Genomic DNA, 17,243 nt, shown 5'->3' on the forward strand with positions numbered 1-17,243 from the left:
GGCCCGGACCAAATGGTCCGGGCCGCCCCACGTCATTCCCGTCCCTCAGCTGGGACGCAGGCTCAGCACGATCTCAACGGAGGTTCCTCCCCCGTCGCGCGGGAACCACTGGATGCTGCCGGCCAGTTCGCTGGTCACCAGGGTGCGGACGATCTGCAAGCCCAACCCCTCGGAATAGGACCCCTCGGGGAGGCCCACGCCATCGTCCGAAATCGTCACCGTCAGCATTTCGTCGCCTTGGACCCCGGTGGACCGGTCGGCGATCAGCCACACGGTGCCCGCCCGGCCCTCGAGTCCGTGTTCCACGGCATTGGTGACGAGCTCATTGATCACGAGCGCCAAGGGTGTGGCGAAATCGCTCGGAAGCTCGCCGAACAATCCGGAACGCTCGGTCCTGACATATTGCGACGGCGATGCCACCTCCGCTGACAGGCGGAACTGGCGGCCAATCAGCTCGTCGAAGTCGACGCTCTGCGTGAGTCCTTGGGACAGGGTTTCATGGACGAGGGCAATGGTGGCCACCCGCCGCATTGCCTGTTCGAGGCCCTGCTTGGCTTCATCACTGACCATCCGGCGGGATTGCATGCGCAGCAGGGCAGCCACGGTCTGCAGGTTGTTCTTCACCCGGTGGTGGATCTCCCGGATGGTGGCGTCCTTCGTCACCAGTTCCAGTTCGCGGCGGCGGAGCTCGGACACGTCCCGGCAGAGCACCAGCGCGCCAAAGCGCTGGTGCTCGTCACGGAGCGGGATCGCCCTCAGGGACAGGCTGACGCCGCGCGACTCGATCTCGCTGCGCCACGGCATCCGGCCGGTAACCACGAGCGGGAGCGTCTCATCGACCATCCGCCGGTCCTTGAGCAAGCCCGCGGTCACTTCGGCGAGCGAGCGTCCCTCCAATGTCTCCACCTCGCCGAGGCGGCGGAAGGCGGAGACGCCGTTGGGACTCGCGTACTGGACGATGCCGTCGGCGTCGAGCCTGATCAACCCGTCACCCACGCGCGGGGCGCCGCGGCGGGAACCTGTCGGGGAGGCGAAGTCGGGCCAGAGCCCGAGGGTGCCCATCCTGAGCAGGTCGTATGCACACTGGCGGTACGTCAGCTCCAGGCGCGAGGGCATCCTGGAACTCGAGAGGTCCATGTGGGAGGTGACCACAGCCAGGGTTCTGCCGTTGCGCACCATTGGCACGGCTTCCACACGCAGTGCCATCTCGCTGCTCCAGCTGGTTTCGCTGGAGCGTTCGATCGAGCGGCTGTTCCAGGCCTTGTCGACCAGGGGGCGAAGATCTGAGCGGATCCCCTCCCCCACGAAGTCGGCGTGAAAGACCGTGTGGCTCGTCGACGGCCGGACATGCGCCAGGGCAATGTATCCGAACTCCGGATGCGGGAACCACAGCGCAAGGTCCGCGAACGCCAGGTCGGCGACCATCTGCCAGTCGCCGACCAGGAGGTGCAGCCATTCGGCATCTCCAGGCCCGAAATCAGCATGCTCCCTGATGGGGTCTGTAAAGATTGCCACTGCACCTCCATTTGCAGCGCAGGGTTTTCCCTAGCGCCGGACGATTGACCTCAAGAGCCTCAATGCTACCGACAGAGACGCCATGTCGTCGGCCTCGAGCGCGTTGACCTCGTCGAACATGCTCTTCGCACGGCCGAGCTGTTCGGCATTGAGCCGTTCCCAGGCCTTCAGGCGATCTTCAGCCACGGCATCGTTCTCGCTCGACTCAAGCACCGACGTCGTGATGTCCGCGACTGTCGAGTACAGATCGTCGCGCAGCGCAGCGCGGGCGAGGGCCTGCCAGCGGTCATCCCGGGGAAGCGCACTGATGCGCTCGAGCAGGGAGTCGACGTGGAAGCGGTTGAACACCGTGTAGTAGACGTTGCTGACGTCCTCCACCCGGCTCGAGCGGCTCTCCGCAATCCGGGCAATGTCCAACAGCACGAAGCTCTCGAAGAGCTCGGACCAGCGGTGGGCCAGGTCTTCGGGGAGGTTCCACTGGAGGCCGCGCTCAAGCCAGCCGCGCACGCGTTCCTTGTCGTCTCCGCGCAGGTACTCGAGCACCCGGGAGCGCATCGGGTCCAGCATCGGCTTGAAGGAGGCCACGATGTCGTCAATCGGCTTGCTGGCCATGCCCTGGGTCAGCAGCCAGCGCACGGCCCGGTCAAGCAGGCGCCGGATGTCCAGATGGACGGCGCTCCAGTGCTCGGTCGGGAAGGAAGCCGGCAGCGCGTTGAGCTCTGCCACCATCGAATCGAGTTCGTAGACCTCGCGCAGCGCGACGAAGGCCTTGGCAACCGCCACCTCGTTGGCTGAGGTCTCTTCCATGGTCCGGAAGGCGAAGGTGATGCCGCCGAGGTTGATCATGTCGTTGGCCACCACGGTCGCAATGATCTCGCGGCGCAGCGGGTGCGAGTCCAGTTCGGCGTCGAAGCGTTCGCGCAGCTGCTGCGGGAAGTACTCGCGGATGGTCCGCTGGAACCAGGGATCGTCGGCCAGGTCCGACCGCCCTAGCGCGGATGCCAGTTCGATCTTGGCGTAGGCCGCCAGCACGGACAGTTCCGGCGACGTCAGGCCCTGGCCCTGTTCAAGGCGTTCGCGCAGGCTTGCGGTGGTGGGCAGTGCCTCCAGGTCGCGTTTGAGGTCGGCGTGCTGTTCGAGCCAGTCCATCAAGCGTTCGTAACTCGGGCTCCAATCGGCCACGCGGGTGCGGTCGTTGAGCAGCAGGATGTTCTGGTCGATGTTGTCTTCCAGGACGAGCCTGCCGACCTCGTCGGTCATGTCAGCGAGGAAGGCCGCGCGCTCGGCGGAATCGAGCTTTCCGGCCTTGACCATGCGATCCACAAAGATCTTGATGTTCACTTCGTGGTCCGAGCAGTCCACACCCGCGGAATTGTCGATGGCGTCTGTGTTCAGGATGATGCCCTGCAACGCGGCCTCGATGCGTCCACGCTGGGTGAGGCCAAGGTTGCCGCCCTCACCGACCACCTTGACACGGAGCTCACGGCCATCGACGCGGATGGCGTCGTTGGCCTTGTCGCCGACCTGTGCGTTGGTTTCGCTGCTGGCCTTGACGTAGGTCCCGATGCCGCCGTTGTAGAGCAGGTCGGCGGGAGCGAGCAGAATCGCCCGAAGCAGTTCCGGCGGGCTCAGCTGGACGGTTCCTTCCGGCAGGCCCAAGGCTGAACGTACTTGCCCCGATACAGGAATCACCTTGGCCTGGCGCGGGAACACTCCGCCGCCCTCGCTGATGAGGGAGCGGTCGTAGTCGTCCCACGAAGAGCGCGGGAGTTCGAAGAGCCGCTGGCGCTCGGCGAAGGAAGACGCTGCGTCCGGGGTGGGGTCCAGGAAAATGTGCCGGTGGTCGAAAGCGGCGATCAGCCGGATATGCCGCGAAAGCAGCATTCCGTTGCCGAAGACGTCGCCGGACATGTCGCCGACGCCCACCACGGTGAACTCTTCGTTCTGTGTGTCGAGGTCCAGCTCGCTGAAGTGGCGCTTGACCGATTCCCACGCGCCGCGGGCGGTGATGCCCATGGCCTTGTGGTCGTATCCGACGGATCCGCCCGAGGCGAACGCATCGCCGAGCCAGAATCCGTACTCCATCGCCAGGCCGTTCGCGATGTCAGAGAACGTCGCCGTTCCCTTGTCGGCGGCGACCACCAGGTAGGAATCGTCGCCGTCCTGGCGGACAACGTTCGACGGCGGCACGATCGTCTCGCCATCGGCGTCGGTGACGAGGTTGTCGGTGAGGTCGAGCAGGCCCCGGATGAAGGTCTTGTAGCACTCGACACCTTCCGCCATCCAGGCGGCGCGGTCGACGGCCGGGTCAGGCAGCTGCTTGGCGTAGAAGCCACCCTTGGCGCCGGTCGGAACGATCACCGCGTTCTTGACGGTCTGGGCCTTGACGAGTCCGAGGATCTCGGTGCGGAAGTCCTCGCGCCGGTCGGACCAGCGCAGGCCACCGCGGGCGACCTTGCCGAAGCGCAGGTGCACGCCTTCGACGCGCGGTGAGTAGACCCAGATTTCGAACATCGGGCGCGGGAACGGCAGTCCGTCGATCTGCGTCGGATCGAGTTTAAAGCTGACGTGCGCCTTCTCTTGGAAGAAGTTCGTCCGGAGCGTGGACTCAATCAGGTTCACGAACGTGCGCAGGACGCGGTCGGCGTCGAGGGTCGCCACTTGGTCAATGGCCTCAGCCAGGCGGGCCCGTGCGCTCTCCTGGCGGGCATCGCGGGTGTTTTCTTCAACGGCGGGATCGAAGCGGGCAGCGAAGAGTTCCAGGAGGCCGTGGGCAACTTCGGGATTCGAAAGCAGCGTGTCGGCGATGAACTCGAAGGAGTTCGTGTTACCCATCTGGCGCATGTACTTGGCGTAGGCACGGAGCATGACCACCTGGCGCCACGGCATTCCTTCGCGCAGAACGAGGCGGTCGAAGCTGTCGGACTCCACGGCGGCGGTCACCGCAGCAGCAAAGGACTCCGCGAGGAGCTTCCCGGTGGCGAGGGGGTCCACGCCGGACGGGTACTTGAGCCCGAGGTCGTAGAGGAAGAAGTCGCGGTGATCGGCGGTTTCGATCTCGAAAGGCCGCTCATCGAGGACTTCGAGTCCGAGGTTGTGGAAGTACGGCAGGATCTGGCTGAGGCTCTTGGGTTCGAGCAGGTAGAGCTTGACGCGGGCGTCTTCCTCGAGAACCTCCCCTGCCCCCTTAGGCAGGTAGACATGGACTCCCGGCATTGCCTGGGCGGGTGCCTCGCGAAGTCCAGTAGCGGCGCCGTACTCCTCGAAGCGGGCAATGTCTTCCAGCGCGTCTTCGACTTCGTAGTCCACGCGGTAGCTCGGGGGGAAAGCTTCGGCCCAGACCGCGGAACGGCGGTCAGCTTCCTCGCCGCTCCAGCGCTCCCGGACAACTTCGGCAATGCCCTCGCCCCAGGAACGCGAAGCCAGGACAAGCCGCTTTTCGAGTGCATCAGCATCCACTTCGCCGAGTTCGGCCTCGCGCGGCAGGCGGATCCGGAAGAACACGCGTGCGAGGGCGGACTCGGTGATGCGGGCTTCGTAGTCGATGCTTTCGGCCGCGAAGGTTTCCCGGAGCTCCTGCTCGATCCGCAGGCGGACGTTCGTGGTGTAGCGGTCACGCGGGAGGTACACCACCGCAGACATGAAACGTCCGTAGATATCCGGGCGGAGGAACAGCTTGGTGCGGCGGCGTTCCTGGAGGCGCAGGATGCCAAGGGCTGTTTCCGCGAGGTCCTCGACCTCAATCTGGAACAGTTCGTCCCTCGGGTAGGTCTCGAGGATGCCCAACAGGTCCTTGCCGGAGTGGGAGTCCCGCGGGAAGCCGGCGGAGCTCAGCACAGCGTCGACCTTCTCCCGCACGATCGGGATGTTGCGCACGGAACCCGTATAGGCGCTCGTTGCGAAGAGGCCGATGAAACGGCGTTCACCGTTCACGTTGCCGGCGGCGTCGAAGCTCTTGACTCCGATGTAGTCGAGGTACGCAGGACGGTGGACGGTGGAACGGGAGTTCGCCTTGGTGATCACGAGGGCACGCTTTTCGCGCGCCTTGCGGCGGCCGGCGTCGGTCAGGTGCTGGATCTGGTGGGGGTGGTCGCCGGCACGAAGGAGCCCCAGGCCGCTCTCATCGCGCAGTTCCAGGACGTCCTCGCCGTTTTCGGTGATCAGTCCGTATTCGCGGTAGCCAAGGAAGGTGAAGTTTCCGTTGTCCAGCCAGCGCAGCAGATCCTGGGCCTGCCGCAGTTCGGCGATTTCCTCGGGGTGCGTCACCTTGTCCAGGGAGGAAGCAAGCTCGAGTGCCTTGCTGCGCATTTTCGGCCAGTCTTCGACGGCGACCCGGACGTCCCTCAGGACCCGCCGGATTCCATCGAGGAGCTCCTGCTGCGCGGTGTCCGGAACGCGGTCGACCTCGACGGCGATCCAGGACTCCATGTGCGAAGCGTTCAGTCCCTCTGCGAACAGCCGGGAAATGTCAGGAAGCGCAGCTGTGTCACCGCTGGAGATTCCGACGTTGGCCGGCACCCGGGCCACACCGGCGAGTTCGCCGTCGGCATCGCGGGAGACAACGAACAGGGGGTGCATCACCAGGCGGATGGCGCAGTTCTGGCGCACGAGTTCTGCGTTAACGGAGTCCACGAGGAAGGGCATGTCGTCGGTGACGATGTAGACGATGCTGCGGTCGGCCTCGTTGGCAATCTGGATATTGGCACTACCGGGATTGCGCTTCTTGGCAACCTCACGGTGGGCAATGGCCCTGGCATTCAGCCGCTCGGCGGAATATCCGCGCGCGTCCTCCTCCGCCAGATGTTCGTAGTAGTCCCCGAGAAAACCTTCACGGTCTACGCCCGTTGCGGAACGATCCTCCACACTGGATCCTGACGACATCGACACACGCCTCCATCACATCTTTTTTGCTGCGTCTTTGCAGCCCACATGGCGAGCCTAACGCTTAAGCAGACGCCTTGCTCTGGAAGAGCGTACAGAGGATCTTGAATTTCCCTGGACAGGCGCACAAACCAAGCCGGCGATCGCGTGACGCAATGGAGAATCCGGCGCCACTTCGAAGAGAACCGAGCCTGACAGCAGTGCCGCATCGCAGCCTTCAGGGTCCCAGGGGAGGAAGGCCTCGATCCCGTCTCCGGGAGCATAGCGCTGCCAGGCCTCACGGAGCTGGCGTTCCGGGGAACGGCCGGCCGCAGAGGCCCTGACCTTGTTGAGAATGATCCGTGGGGTGGACTGGGGAACGGCGTCCTCGAGTTCGGCGAGGCCACGTACAAGCCGGGGAATCCCGATTGCATCCGCCGACCCCACGGCGAGCACAGTGTCCGCGACTTCCAAGCTTCGCAAGGTGGCGGCATTCCGCCGCGGCGCCATGGTGTCGAAGCTCAGTTCTTCATCCGCTTCAAGGCAGAATCCGACGTCCACCACGACTACGTCGGCGACCTTCCGCGCCTGTTCAAACACCGTCGAAAGGGCGGCAGCACGGAGTTCCGTCCAGCGGTCTGCCCTCGTTATTCCCGTCAGGACCCGGAACTCGCCGGACTTGGTGAAGACGGCGGCTGCGACTCTCTTCAGGGAGTCCGCGTCCAGGAGCCCCTGGTCGGCGAGCCGGCATGCCTGGGCAAGGCCTGCCGATTCGTCGAGCAAGCCCAGGGTTGCGGCCACGCTGGCGCCGTAGCTGTCGGCGTCGATAAGCAGGACGACCTTGCCTTCGGCTGCGAGCTCGGCCGCGATGTTCACCGCAAGCAGTGTCCGGCCGGGAGCTCCCGCCGGCCCCCAGACGGCGATGATCTCGCCCGTGCCGCTTGGCGCAGGCGCCTCTTCCGTGACCGCAGGGGCAGCAGGTCGCAGCCCGGCGGCCGGATCGGCAAGGCCCGAGTCCCGCCGTTCCGAGGGCCTCGGTCCGCGTCCCGTCAATTGATGGACCGCGTCGGAAATCTTTGAGGCAAGACCCGCCGCATCGACGTCAGGAAGCGCGGTGAGCACTCCGATGGCGCGCAGCCGCGCCGTTTCCCGGGGGTCTGCAACGAGCCCGACGACGGCGACGCCCACTGCCGACAACCTGTCCACGAGGGAGGCTGTGAGATCCTCACTGCCTTCCGCGACAACGGCCGCCCGCGCCAGGCCGCTCTGGCAGGCGGCCAGGACCTCGGTCAGTTCGTCACAGCGACGCACCACGGTCACGGGACCGTGAAGTCTTTCGAGCCCACCGACGAGATCTTCCTGGGACTGTCCGACGGTGACGACCGGGATGCTCATTTCGTCGTCCCCGACGGGTTCCACACCACAGCAACCTTTGCCTTGTTCGCCTGGGCGCCAAGCAATCCCGGCATCTGTTCATCTGCGACAAGGACCAGCACCACAGTCTGCCTGGAGGCGCCCAGTGCAGATGACCCCTCGGTGACCTGAGCGATTTCCGCGCCGGGGAGGAGCAAGCGGGGTTCGGCGAAGCCGTTCCGGGCATCCGGCAGGGACACCCAGACGTCCACCCGGGAGCCGGGAACAGCCTGCGCCGGGAGCGAGTCTTCGACGGTGACGGCTACGGGCTTCCGGTCCAGGGCATCGGCATCACCCAGGCTCTCCTTGGGCAGCAACTGGTTCCTGGCAATACGCTGGATCGCCACTTTTCCCTCGGGCACGCCGGATTCGACAGTGACATAGCCCGCCTCTACGTCATCGAGCCTGACTTTGGCGATCGAGAGGTCATCCTTGCTCACCTTCTGACCAACGGCGATGCCCTCACGTGCGACGTAAACCTGGACGGTCCGGTCCGCGGCTCCCACCAGGGAAACAACACCGGCAACAGAAGCAAGCACGAGCAGAATGCCGACCAGGAGCCTCGGATCCTTCCAAGAAGGTTTCCTGAGCCGCGCTGCCGCGGCCGCCGTGTTCGCACTCATGATCATGATCCCCCTGGTCTTTCGAGCGGCCGCCGGGCCGGAAGCCGCCTTCATTCTGACTGCTGTTTCGCATCTGCCAAAGTCAAGACATCCAAAGCCCACCAAATTGTGGATAACCGGATCAAACAGGCCAGGAAGTGGCAAAATAGTGTCATGCCCCGATTCCTTACCTTGGCAGACGTCGCCGAACAGTTGCAGATCAACTCTCCTCAGGCCTATGCCCTGGTCCGGAGCGGCGAACTGAAGGCCATCCAGGTCGGCGGCCGGGGCCAGTGGCGGGTCGAAGAGACCATGTTGGAGCAGTACATCCAGGAACGCTACGCGGAAGCCAGCCGCATGATCGAAGAGGCCAAAGCGAAATCGTCGAACGCCTAAGGGAAACCGGCTAGATCTCCTGGCCGCGCAAGGAACGCAAAGCGGCCAGTGCGCCAAAAGGCACCGTGACGACAGAGCTGACATTCCTGTGCCGCCTGGCTTCCCCGGCCGCCGTGGTCGCCACGTCGAAGTGGTCCTTCCCCACGCGGTCGATCACCCCGAACAGCGCCCGTTCCTGGAGCATGCCCATCGTCAGGTGAACGGTGACTTCCGCCCGGTCCCTGGCCAACCCCCTCAAGGCGCTCGCTAAACCCAGCCGCGCCCGCACGCCGGCATCCTGAAGCACTCGGCGCCCTGCCCCTTGATAGCTGACAACAGCCGCATACGGCACCAACCACTGCTGTGGCGCCTCGTTCAAGACGATCCATTCGCTGCCGACATGTGCCAGAACGCCTGAGATGCGCATACCCGAGGAAAGCAGGACGGAAAGCTCACCGCCCAGCACACCCCGCAGGCGGTCAATCAGGGAGATGCCCGCCATCTCCGCACGGGCGCGCTCAGCGATCTCGGACTCAAGCGCCAGCCTTTGTTCGGCAGCGAGTTGCGCCTCCATATCGTCAAAGAGAGCGTCCCATCGCATTCCGCCAGCGTAGGCGGGCACCACAGCCGGGTCAATTATCTGCCGATGTTCTTGCAATGACTGGACAAAACCAGATAGACATGCTCAAAATTACTCAAAGCATAGCAAATGACATCAAACTGCATCAAATACGAGGAGACTCCGTGAACGAGACAGAAAGGCCCCTCCGGCACGACGCGGCGATGGCCGTGGTCATCCTGTTCCTGGGACTGCTGCTGCTGGGCCTCGGCCATGTCCTCCTCGAACGCTGGCGGACCGCTTCGACGCACAATCAAGGGCTCATGTTCGATGACATCATCGGCTTTGCCGCGGCGGGCGCGGGGTTGTTGATTGTCGCTTGGTGGCTGTCCTCGCTGCTGTTGGCCTTTGCCTCCGCAATATGCCAGAAGACCGGCCGTGCCCGAGGCGCGAAGGCTGCTGGACGGTTCAGCCCGGTGTTCATGCGGCGGCTCGCCTTGGCCGCGCTTGGACTGAACCTGCTCGGAGCACCCCTCGCGCAGGCATCACCGAACCTGGTCGAGGCCACTTGGACTCCTTCCGGCGGCTCCACCAGTATTTCCGCGGCCTGGGCCCCCCTTTACAACACGACGGATGCCACTGCATCAGGGAAGCATGCCACCGAGCGTGCCCCTGCGGTAGTTCAGGTGCGAACCACGACGCCCGATGCGGGCACCGCCGTCGACATCGTCCAACCCCAGTGGCAGCCCCGGCCTCCCGTGGTCGAACCCGGGCCCCTGGGAACAAGAGTCAACCGCGCCGCCCAGCAGACCGGCGGTGCCTCCGCGAAAGAAGTCGTGGTCTTGAACGGCGATTCACTGTGGTCGATCGCTGCCAGGGACCTCGGACCCACGGCCAGCGACGTGGAGATCGCCCGTCATTGGCCCAAGTGGTACACGGCCAACAAGGAGGCCATTGGAGATGACCCCGGGGTCATCCTTCCAGGCAGGATCCTCCAGGCACCGCCAAAGAACTGAGCGCCGCCAAAGAACTGAGCGCCGCCAAAGAACTGAGCATCACCAAAGAACTGAGCACCGCCAAAGAACTGAGGACCCCAAAGAACTGAGGACCACAGAAGAACCAAGCGGGCCCCGAAGCCCGGGATACCACCCAATCCGACAAGTCAGGACCCATATCATGAGCGCAGTAACCGCAATTGGCCCCGTTCCCGCAGTCACCCGCGTCAGTCCTGCAGGGGTCGGCCTCAACGGACCGTCCAGCGCGGAACAGGAGGTCAAAATGCACGCGCGGCGTATCGCCCAGGCTGCCATCGAGGTCCTTGCGGGCACCCGGCCTGTCCAGCAGCTTTCACGCTCCCTGGACCCGAAGTCCCTGACGTCGCTTCAGCACCGTGCGGCGCTCACCCGGGCGCACGCCCTGCGGAGCGGCAACGGCCAGTCCCGGCACCACCGCAATCCCCAGGTCCGCTCGGTGCACGGCTGCGCGGTCTCCGAAACCGTGTACGAGGCTTCGATGGTGGTGAATGAGGAACTGCGGTCCCGCGCCGTGGCCATGCGCCTTGAACTGAACAATGGCGCATGGAAGGTGACGGCCCTCCAGATCGGATAGGCCGGCCCGGCGCGTCGACATCCACAAGGATTCGCTGCTCACAAGGAAGGCCCTGGATGAGAACGGCAGCATACATCTAAGGACCGGAACAAACGTTCCGGTCCTTAGATGTATCCTGCGGCACTATCCCGCTGGAGCAAGGATCAGCGGCGCTTCTTGCGCGACGTCTTCTTTGCCTTGTCCTCGGCTGCAGCCTTGGCGGGGTTGCCGGACCGGCCGCCGCCGGACCGTCCCTCAACCCGGGTCTGGCTCGCGCCGTCTTCACCGGGGGCGGTGTACTGCAATTGGGCCGGGCGCTCGGGCGCCTGCAGGCCAGCCGCCCGGATCTGCGGATCGTGGTGCTCGGTGTGGACCCCTTCCGCGCTGTCGTCGGCGACCACCACGTCTTCGGCGGGGGTGACTTCGACTTCGAGATTGTACAGGAACCCGACGCTTTCTTCCCGGATGGCCTCCATCATGCTCTGGAAGAGAGCGAAGCCTTCGCGCTGGTACTCGACGAGCGGATCGCGCTGGGCCATGGCACGCAGGCCGATGCCTTCCTTGAGATAGTCCATCTCATAAAGGTGTTCCTGCCACTTGCGTCCGAGCACCGACAGGACCACCCGGCGCTCCAGCTCGCGCATGCTGTCAGGACCGATGGCTTCTTCACGGGCTTTGTAGACGAGCTGTGCGTCCGAGAGGATCTCGTTCTTCAGGAAGTCCACGGTCACCCTGGACTTGCCACCGGCTTCTTCGATGATGTCCTGCGCGGAAACGGTCACCGGGTACAGGGTCTTCAGGTTGGTCCACAGCTGGTTGTAGTCCCAGTCGTCGCCGCTGCCTTCGGCCGTGGCAGCGTCGATAAAGGCGTTGATGGTGTCTTCGAGGAAGAACTGGACCTTCTCGTGAAGGTCATCGCCCTCAAGGATCCGACGGCGGTCGCCGTAGATCGCTTCGCGCTGGCGGTTCAGGACGTCGTCGTACTTCAGGACGTTCTTGCGCTGCTCGGCGTTGCGGCCTTCGACCTGGCCCTGGGCGGAAGCGATCGCCCGCGACACCAGCTTGGACTCAAGAGCGACGTCGTCCGGCACCGAGCTGTTCATCAGCCGTTCGGCCGCGCCGGAGTTGAAGAGCCGCATCAGGTCGTCCGTCAGCGAGAGGTAGAAGCGGGACTCCCCCGGGTCGCCCTGGCGGCCGGAACGGCCACGGAGCTGGTTGTCGATCCGACGGGACTCATGGCGTTCGGTGCCGAGGACGTACAGGCCGCCGAGTTCCAGGACCTCGAGGTGCTCATCCTTGACTGCCCGCTTCGCTGATTCCAGGGCCTCCGGCCAGGCAGCCTCGTATTCTTCGGAGTTCTCCTCCGGGTCCAGGCCGCGCTTGGCCAGTTCCGCGATCGCGGTGAACTCGGCGTTGCCGCCCAGCATGATGTCTGTACCGCGGCCTGCCATGTTGGTGGCAACCGTCACCGCACCCTTGCGGCCGGCCTGGGCGACGATGGCTGCCTCACGGGCATGGTTCTTGGCGTTAAGGACTTCGTGCCGGATGCCTTCCTTGGCCAGCAGGCGGGAAAGGTATTCGCTCTTTTCCACGCTGGTTGTACCGACGAGGACCGGCTGGCCGTTCTCGTGGCGCTCGGCGATGTCTTTGACCACGGCCTCGAACTTCACGATCTCGTTCTTGTAAACAAGGTCCGACTGGTCGAGCCGCTGCATGGGGCGGTTGGTCGGGATGGGAACCACGCCAAGCTTGTAAGTGCTCATGAATTCGGCGGCCTCGGTCTCGGCCGTGCCTGTCATGCCCGAAAGCTTCTCGTACATGCGGAAGTAGTTCTGCAGGGTGACCGTAGCGAGCGTCTGGTTTTCGGCCTTGATCTCGACGTTTTCCTTCGCCTCGATCGCCTGGTGCATGCCCTCGTTGTAGCGGCGACCGGCCAGGATACGGCCGGTGTGTTCGTCGACGATGAGCACCTCGCCGTCGAGGATGACGTAGTCCTTGTCCCGCTTGAACAGTTCCTTGGCCTTGATGGCGTTATTAAGGAACCCAATGAGGGGGGTGTTGGCCGATTCGTAGAGGTTCTGAATCCCCAGGTAGTCCTCGACCTTTTCGATGCCGGCCTCGAGCACACCGACGGTACGCTTCTTTTCATCAACCTCGTAGTCGGTGTCCGCTTTCAGGCGCTGCACCACCTTGGCGAATTCGCTGTACCACCGGTTGGTGTCGCCCTGGGCGGGGCCGGAAATGATGAGCGGGGTCCTGGCTTCGTCGATGAGGATCGAGTCGACTTCGTCAACGATGGCGAAGTGGTGGCCGCGCTGGACCAGTTCGGACTTGTCCCACGCCATGTTGTCGCGCAGGTAGTCGAAGCCGAATTCGTTGTTCGTACCGTAGGTGATGTCCGCGGCGTACTGTTCACGGCGCACGGCGGGGTCCTGGTTGGACAGGATGCAGCCGCTGCTCAGGCCGAGGAAGCGGTAGACACGGCCCATGAGTTCTGACTGGTATTCGGCGAGGTAGTCGTTGACTGTGACGACGTGCACGCCCTTGCCGGTGAGGGCATTGAGATAGGCCGGAGCTGTGGCCACGAGGGTCTTGCCTTCACCGGTCTTCATTTCCGCGATGTTGCCCAGGTGGAGGGCTGCACCGCCCATCAGCTGGACATCGAAGTGCCGCATGCCCAGCGTGCGGGAGGACGCTTCACGCACTGCCGCGAAGGCTTCGGGAAGCAGGGCGTCCAACTGTTCGCCGTCCTGGTAGCGGGCACGCAGCACGTCCGTCTCTTCACGGAGCTCTGCGTCGGTGAACGTCTTGAAGGATTCTTCAAGGGCATTGATGGAATCGGCATAGCTCCGCAGCTGTTTCAGGGTCTTCTTGTCACCCGTGCGGAGAAGTTTTTCGATAAGTGATGCCACGTGAAGTTGCTCCCAGTCTCAAGCTGCCGAATTCTGGCGTTTTTAGTCTACGGGAGCGTACAGCACCACAGTGTGTTGTTCCCCTGAGAGCGGAGCGCGGAGCCGGGGAACGCCCCGTCGCGGACGCCCCACGCGGGAGCCTGGCCCGCGCCACCTCCCCGACGGCCAGCGCGACGCTCCCCTAGGACCGGCGCAGTGTGTCTGCCAGGCGGGCGGCGAGGTCACCTTCAGGGGACACGACGACGTCGTCCAGTTCCAACCAGCGGGCCATGAGCCGCAGTTCGGCGGCAAGCTCGCCAGCGGTGTCTGCCGGGGCTTCGGCTTCCGCGTGGGCGGAACGGACAAGCAGCAAACGGCCGGTGCGATCGGCCTTCAGGTCCACCCTGGCCACGATGCTGTCGCGCAGGAGGAAGGGCAGGACGTAGTAACCGAATTTCCGTTTCTCTGCCGGAGTGTAGATCTCGATGCGGTAGTGGAACCCGAAGAGTTCGTGCAGCCGCCGCCGTTCGAAGACGAGCGAGTCAAAGGGACTCAGGAGCGCCCGCCCAGCCGCGTTCCGGGGGTTTCGTGCTTCGGCGTGGCGGTAGAGCTCCCGGTTCCAGCCGCGCACCGTCACAGGTTCCAGGCGGCCCTGCTCCACGAGCTTGCCGACCGCCAGGGTTGCTGCCTTGACCGGGGTCCTGAAGTAATCGGCGAAGCACCTGACCGTCCCGATTCCGTGCGCCTGCGCTGCGGCGTCGATCAGGCGCTCCATGGCAGCTTCCCGGCTGGCGCCGTCGTCATCGGCGTTCCTGTGGTTGGCGTCCGGGAGCTGCACTGCGGCCGGAAGAACCCTGGACGTCAGGGTGTAGCGGCGTTCGAATTGTTCGGTGCGGGATGCCGCGCTGACCAGGCCCTCTTCGAACAAGTGCTCCAAAACCTGCTTGACGAGGTTCCAGTTCCAGCCCCATTGCTCATTCCGGCGGTCCTCCTGGTGGTCCAGCCGTGCGGTGAGCTGGGCCGCGGTCATCGGCCGTCCGGCAGCCAGTGCTTGCAGGATCCGCGCCGCCATGTCCTCGCGCAAGCCGCGGTCGAGATGCCCTGCGCCAACCCAGTTGCGCCGCTGCCACAGGAGCAGGTCCGCGAAATGGTCGGGTCGGATGAAGCTTGCCTCGTGCGCCCAGTACTCCATCATCCGGCGTGGGCTCCGTGCCGAGAGCGAGTCAAGGATCTTGCGGTCGTAGTCCCCGAGCCGGGAAAAGAAGGGCAAGTAGTGGCTGCGGGAGAGAACGTTGACTGAATCGATCTGCACCAGCTGCAGGCGGGCAAAGGTCCGGCCCACCGCCCGTGTTGTTACGGGACCGGTGGGCCGGACCTTGTCCAAGCCTTGGGCTGCCAATGCGATCCGCCGTGCCTGTTGGAGGCTCAGCGAAGCGACCATGCCAGTCCTTTCGTCATCGGAGACGGGGCAGCCTAGGCGGTAGCTGCATGGTCATCGGAGCGGTAGGCGTGGATCTTCTCCTCCACCGCTTCATTTCCGGGCTCGCAGTTCGAATCCAGGGTGATGACTCCATAGGTCCAGCCACGACGGCGGTAGACCACTGACGGAGTGTTGGTCTCCTTGTCCACGAAAAGGTAGAAATTGTGACCGACGAGTTCCATGTTGTCCACGGCATCATCGATGGTCAGGGATGCCGCGGGGAAGACTTTCCGACGGATCAACACCGGAGAGTCGCCGGCCGGGATGTCATTGTCGATATCGTACGGCGAAGCTTCTGCCCCCGGGGCGGCCGGTTCCTGGGTGTTGCTTGCCGCAGCGTAGATGGGCTCCTTAGTGCTGACGGGTTCGAGGCTAGCCGTGGCTTCACGCACCGCCTTTGGTGTGTGCCGACCATGGTGGACCTTCTTCCTGTCCTTGGCCCTGCGCAGTCGTTCGAGCAGCTTGCTGTATGCGAGGTCGAAAGCTGCGAATTTGTCAGCGGCACTGGCTTCTGCCCGGATGACTGGACCCCTGCCCATGACTGTCACTTCCACCGTGAGCTGGCCCGGGTTCTGACGCGGATTGCTTTCCTTGGAAACCTTGGCGTCGACCCGCTGGACCTTGTCCCCGAGCGATTCAATCTTGGAAATCTTCTCGCCCGCGTATTCGCGGAAGCGATCCGAAACGGTCAGATTCCGGCCGCTGATCATGAACTCCATGGTGCCCTCCAAATAACTCAGGTGACACGACAACGGCACTTTTGGGGGCTTTTCTGACGGACAGTCGAGCCCCTTTCCGAGCCGCTATCGACAGGTACATCTGTTCTTGGTACCCATCTCCGACGTTAGTTCATCGATACCGCTAATTCACCCCTTCGGAGCTTTTAATTTGTTTTGAGTCATCGTGACGGTCAGTTTCTTTCTCCCCACCGTAGCCCTGCCTGCCCGGAGCGCGTGTTGCCGCAAGGACGACGGCGCCGCGCACGAGTCCGCCAGCGGCTTCGACTGCCCTGGCGGCCTCGGCAAGGGTGGCTCCCGTCGTCAGGACATCGTCCACGATGATGCAGGGCCTGCCGAAGACCGCGTTCTTCATCGGCCCGCGCACGGCCATCGAGCCCCTGACGCGGCGCGCCCGGCCACCCCTGTCCAGTCCCTTTTGCCCGGTGCTTCCCGGGCGATCGGCACGCCCGCGGCCCACCACGCCGGCGCCCGCAGCCAGAAGCTCCGCCAGCGGACCGCCGCTGCCCGCCCCCTGAAGGGAAACAGCCACAGAGGGAAGGCCGCGCCGCTTACGCAGTACGTCGCAGAGCACCCATTCCCTTTCGTCCCGGCGCCGGGCCTGCCGGAGCAGCAAGTGGACCGGGCTGAACCCCCGACGGCGGAAGGCAGCGGCACTGCTCGGCACGGGTACCAGGCAAACGCTTGAGCTCTCCCCCGCGGCAGCGCACAAGCCGCGTTCCAGCATCCGCCCCAGCAACAGGGCGAGGCTGCGTTGGCCGTACTTCTTGAAGGACAGCAGGGCCTGGGCAAGTTCTTCCCGGTAAGGCCCCGCCGCAACCACCGGGACCAGCACCGCGCCCTCCACGCTGAGCAACGCCGGTGCCTGGGACTCGGCCCGGAACGGACGGGAACACAGCTTGCGGATCCGGCGGGCACAGGCACCGCAGACTTCGGTGTCCTCGCGCCCACAGCAGACACACTCCACCGGCGCGACAAGGGCCAGCAGCTCAGCCCCGGCCAAGGCAAGGGCCTCGAGCAGGCGCAACAGCGGCCGCACGTGGGCGCCCCGGTGACGGGCCGCATGGTCGGGTACGGCGATAAGGTCAGGGTCCCGCACACCAGGCACGCCGGCGTCGTGCTTCATGTCGCCCGCCACCATGGATGGCGGGCCTGACGTGGGTTTGTCCATGCACCCAGCCTCCGGCTGGGTGGGACAGCAGGGCCAGATGCGGGCCCGCCTAT

12 protein-coding genes are annotated in these 17,243 nt (G+C 64.5%); 3 read left to right on the top strand and 9 right to left on the bottom strand.

Features of this window, described 5'->3' with window-relative positions; genetic code table 11:
• Nucleotides 1-45: 45 nt before the first annotated feature.
• Genes DWV11_RS05415 through DWV11_RS05430 form a run of 4 tightly spaced genes read right to left on the bottom strand, consistent with a single transcriptional unit; the run spans nt 46 to nt 8,411 of the window.
• Nucleotides 46-1,515 carry a sensor histidine kinase gene (locus DWV11_RS05415; protein ID WP_115787870.1) on the bottom strand — a complete coding sequence of 490 codons (1,470 nt, stop codon included), beginning with the start codon at nt 1,513-1,515 and terminating at the stop codon, nt 46-48.
• A 30-nt stretch (nt 1,516-1,545) separates the two neighbouring features.
• Nucleotides 1,546-6,396, bottom strand: coding sequence for an NAD-glutamate dehydrogenase (locus DWV11_RS05420; RefSeq protein WP_115787871.1), 4,851 nt, complete (start codon nt 6,394-6,396; stop codon nt 1,546-1,548).
• A 57-nt stretch (nt 6,397-6,453) separates the two neighbouring features.
• Nucleotides 6,454-7,770 (bottom strand): CpaE/TadZ family protein, encoded by a 1,317-nt coding sequence (locus DWV11_RS05425; protein WP_115787964.1) that lies wholly within the window; start codon nt 7,768-7,770, stop codon nt 6,454-6,456.
• On the bottom strand, nt 7,767-8,411 hold the full coding sequence (locus DWV11_RS05430; RefSeq protein WP_115787963.1) for an SAF domain-containing protein: 645 nt from the start codon (nt 8,409-8,411) through the stop codon (nt 7,767-7,769). The genes DWV11_RS05425 and DWV11_RS05430 overlap by 4 nt, the downstream gene beginning before the upstream one ends.
• Before the next feature lie 153 nt (nt 8,412-8,564).
• On the opposite strand from DWV11_RS05430, the gene DWV11_RS05435 reads away from it, so the two are divergent.
• Entirely contained in the window at nt 8,565-8,786 is a 222-nt protein-coding gene (locus DWV11_RS05435; RefSeq protein WP_115787872.1) for a helix-turn-helix domain-containing protein, read from the top strand.
• A 10-nt stretch (nt 8,787-8,796) separates the two neighbouring features.
• On the opposite strand, the gene DWV11_RS05440 is transcribed toward DWV11_RS05435, so the two are convergent.
• Nucleotides 8,797-9,366: a hypothetical protein gene (locus tag DWV11_RS05440; RefSeq protein ID WP_115787873.1), complete on the bottom strand. Its 570-nt coding sequence runs from the start codon at nt 9,364-9,366 to the stop codon at nt 8,797-8,799.
• A gap of 143 nt (nt 9,367-9,509) precedes the next feature.
• Here DWV11_RS05440 and DWV11_RS05445 point away from each other — a divergent pair, with 143 nt between their 5' ends.
• Together DWV11_RS05445 and DWV11_RS05450 are read left to right on the top strand one after the other, a co-directional pair.
• On the top strand, nt 9,510-10,340 hold the full coding sequence (locus tag DWV11_RS05445; RefSeq protein WP_115787874.1) for a LysM peptidoglycan-binding domain-containing protein: 831 nt from the start codon (nt 9,510-9,512) through the stop codon (nt 10,338-10,340).
• Nucleotides 10,341-10,500: 160 nt separating this feature from the next.
• Entirely contained in the window at nt 10,501-10,932 is a 432-nt protein-coding gene (locus tag DWV11_RS05450) for an Rv3235 family protein (RefSeq protein WP_245953451.1), read from the top strand.
• Nucleotides 10,933-11,075: 143 nt separating this feature from the next.
• Here DWV11_RS05450 and secA read toward each other — a convergent pair whose 3' ends face one another.
• The 4 genes from secA to DWV11_RS05470 form a co-directional block, all read right to left on the bottom strand.
• On the bottom strand, nt 11,076-13,823 hold the full coding sequence (secA, locus tag DWV11_RS05455) for a preprotein translocase subunit SecA (RefSeq protein ID WP_115787875.1): 2,748 nt from the start codon (nt 13,821-13,823) through the stop codon (nt 11,076-11,078).
• A 181-nt stretch (nt 13,824-14,004) separates the two neighbouring features.
• A complete protein-coding gene (locus DWV11_RS05460; protein ID WP_115787876.1) occupies nt 14,005-15,243 on the bottom strand; it encodes a winged helix-turn-helix domain-containing protein in 1,239 nt (412 codons plus the stop codon).
• A gap of 32 nt (nt 15,244-15,275) precedes the next feature.
• Nucleotides 15,276-16,001 (bottom strand): ribosome hibernation-promoting factor, HPF/YfiA family, encoded by a 726-nt coding sequence (hpf, locus tag DWV11_RS05465; RefSeq protein ID WP_115787877.1) that lies wholly within the window; start codon nt 15,999-16,001, stop codon nt 15,276-15,278.
• A gap of 142 nt (nt 16,002-16,143) precedes the next feature.
• On the bottom strand, nt 16,144-17,190 hold the full coding sequence (locus tag DWV11_RS05470; RefSeq protein ID WP_245953452.1) for a ComF family protein: 1,047 nt from the start codon (nt 17,188-17,190) through the stop codon (nt 16,144-16,146).
• Nucleotides 17,191-17,243 lie beyond the last annotated feature (53 nt).

The organism is Arthrobacter silvisoli, from assembly GCF_003369445.1.
In the GTDB taxonomy this organism is placed as follows: Bacteria; Actinomycetota; Actinomycetes; order Actinomycetales; family Micrococcaceae; genus Arthrobacter; species Arthrobacter silvisoli.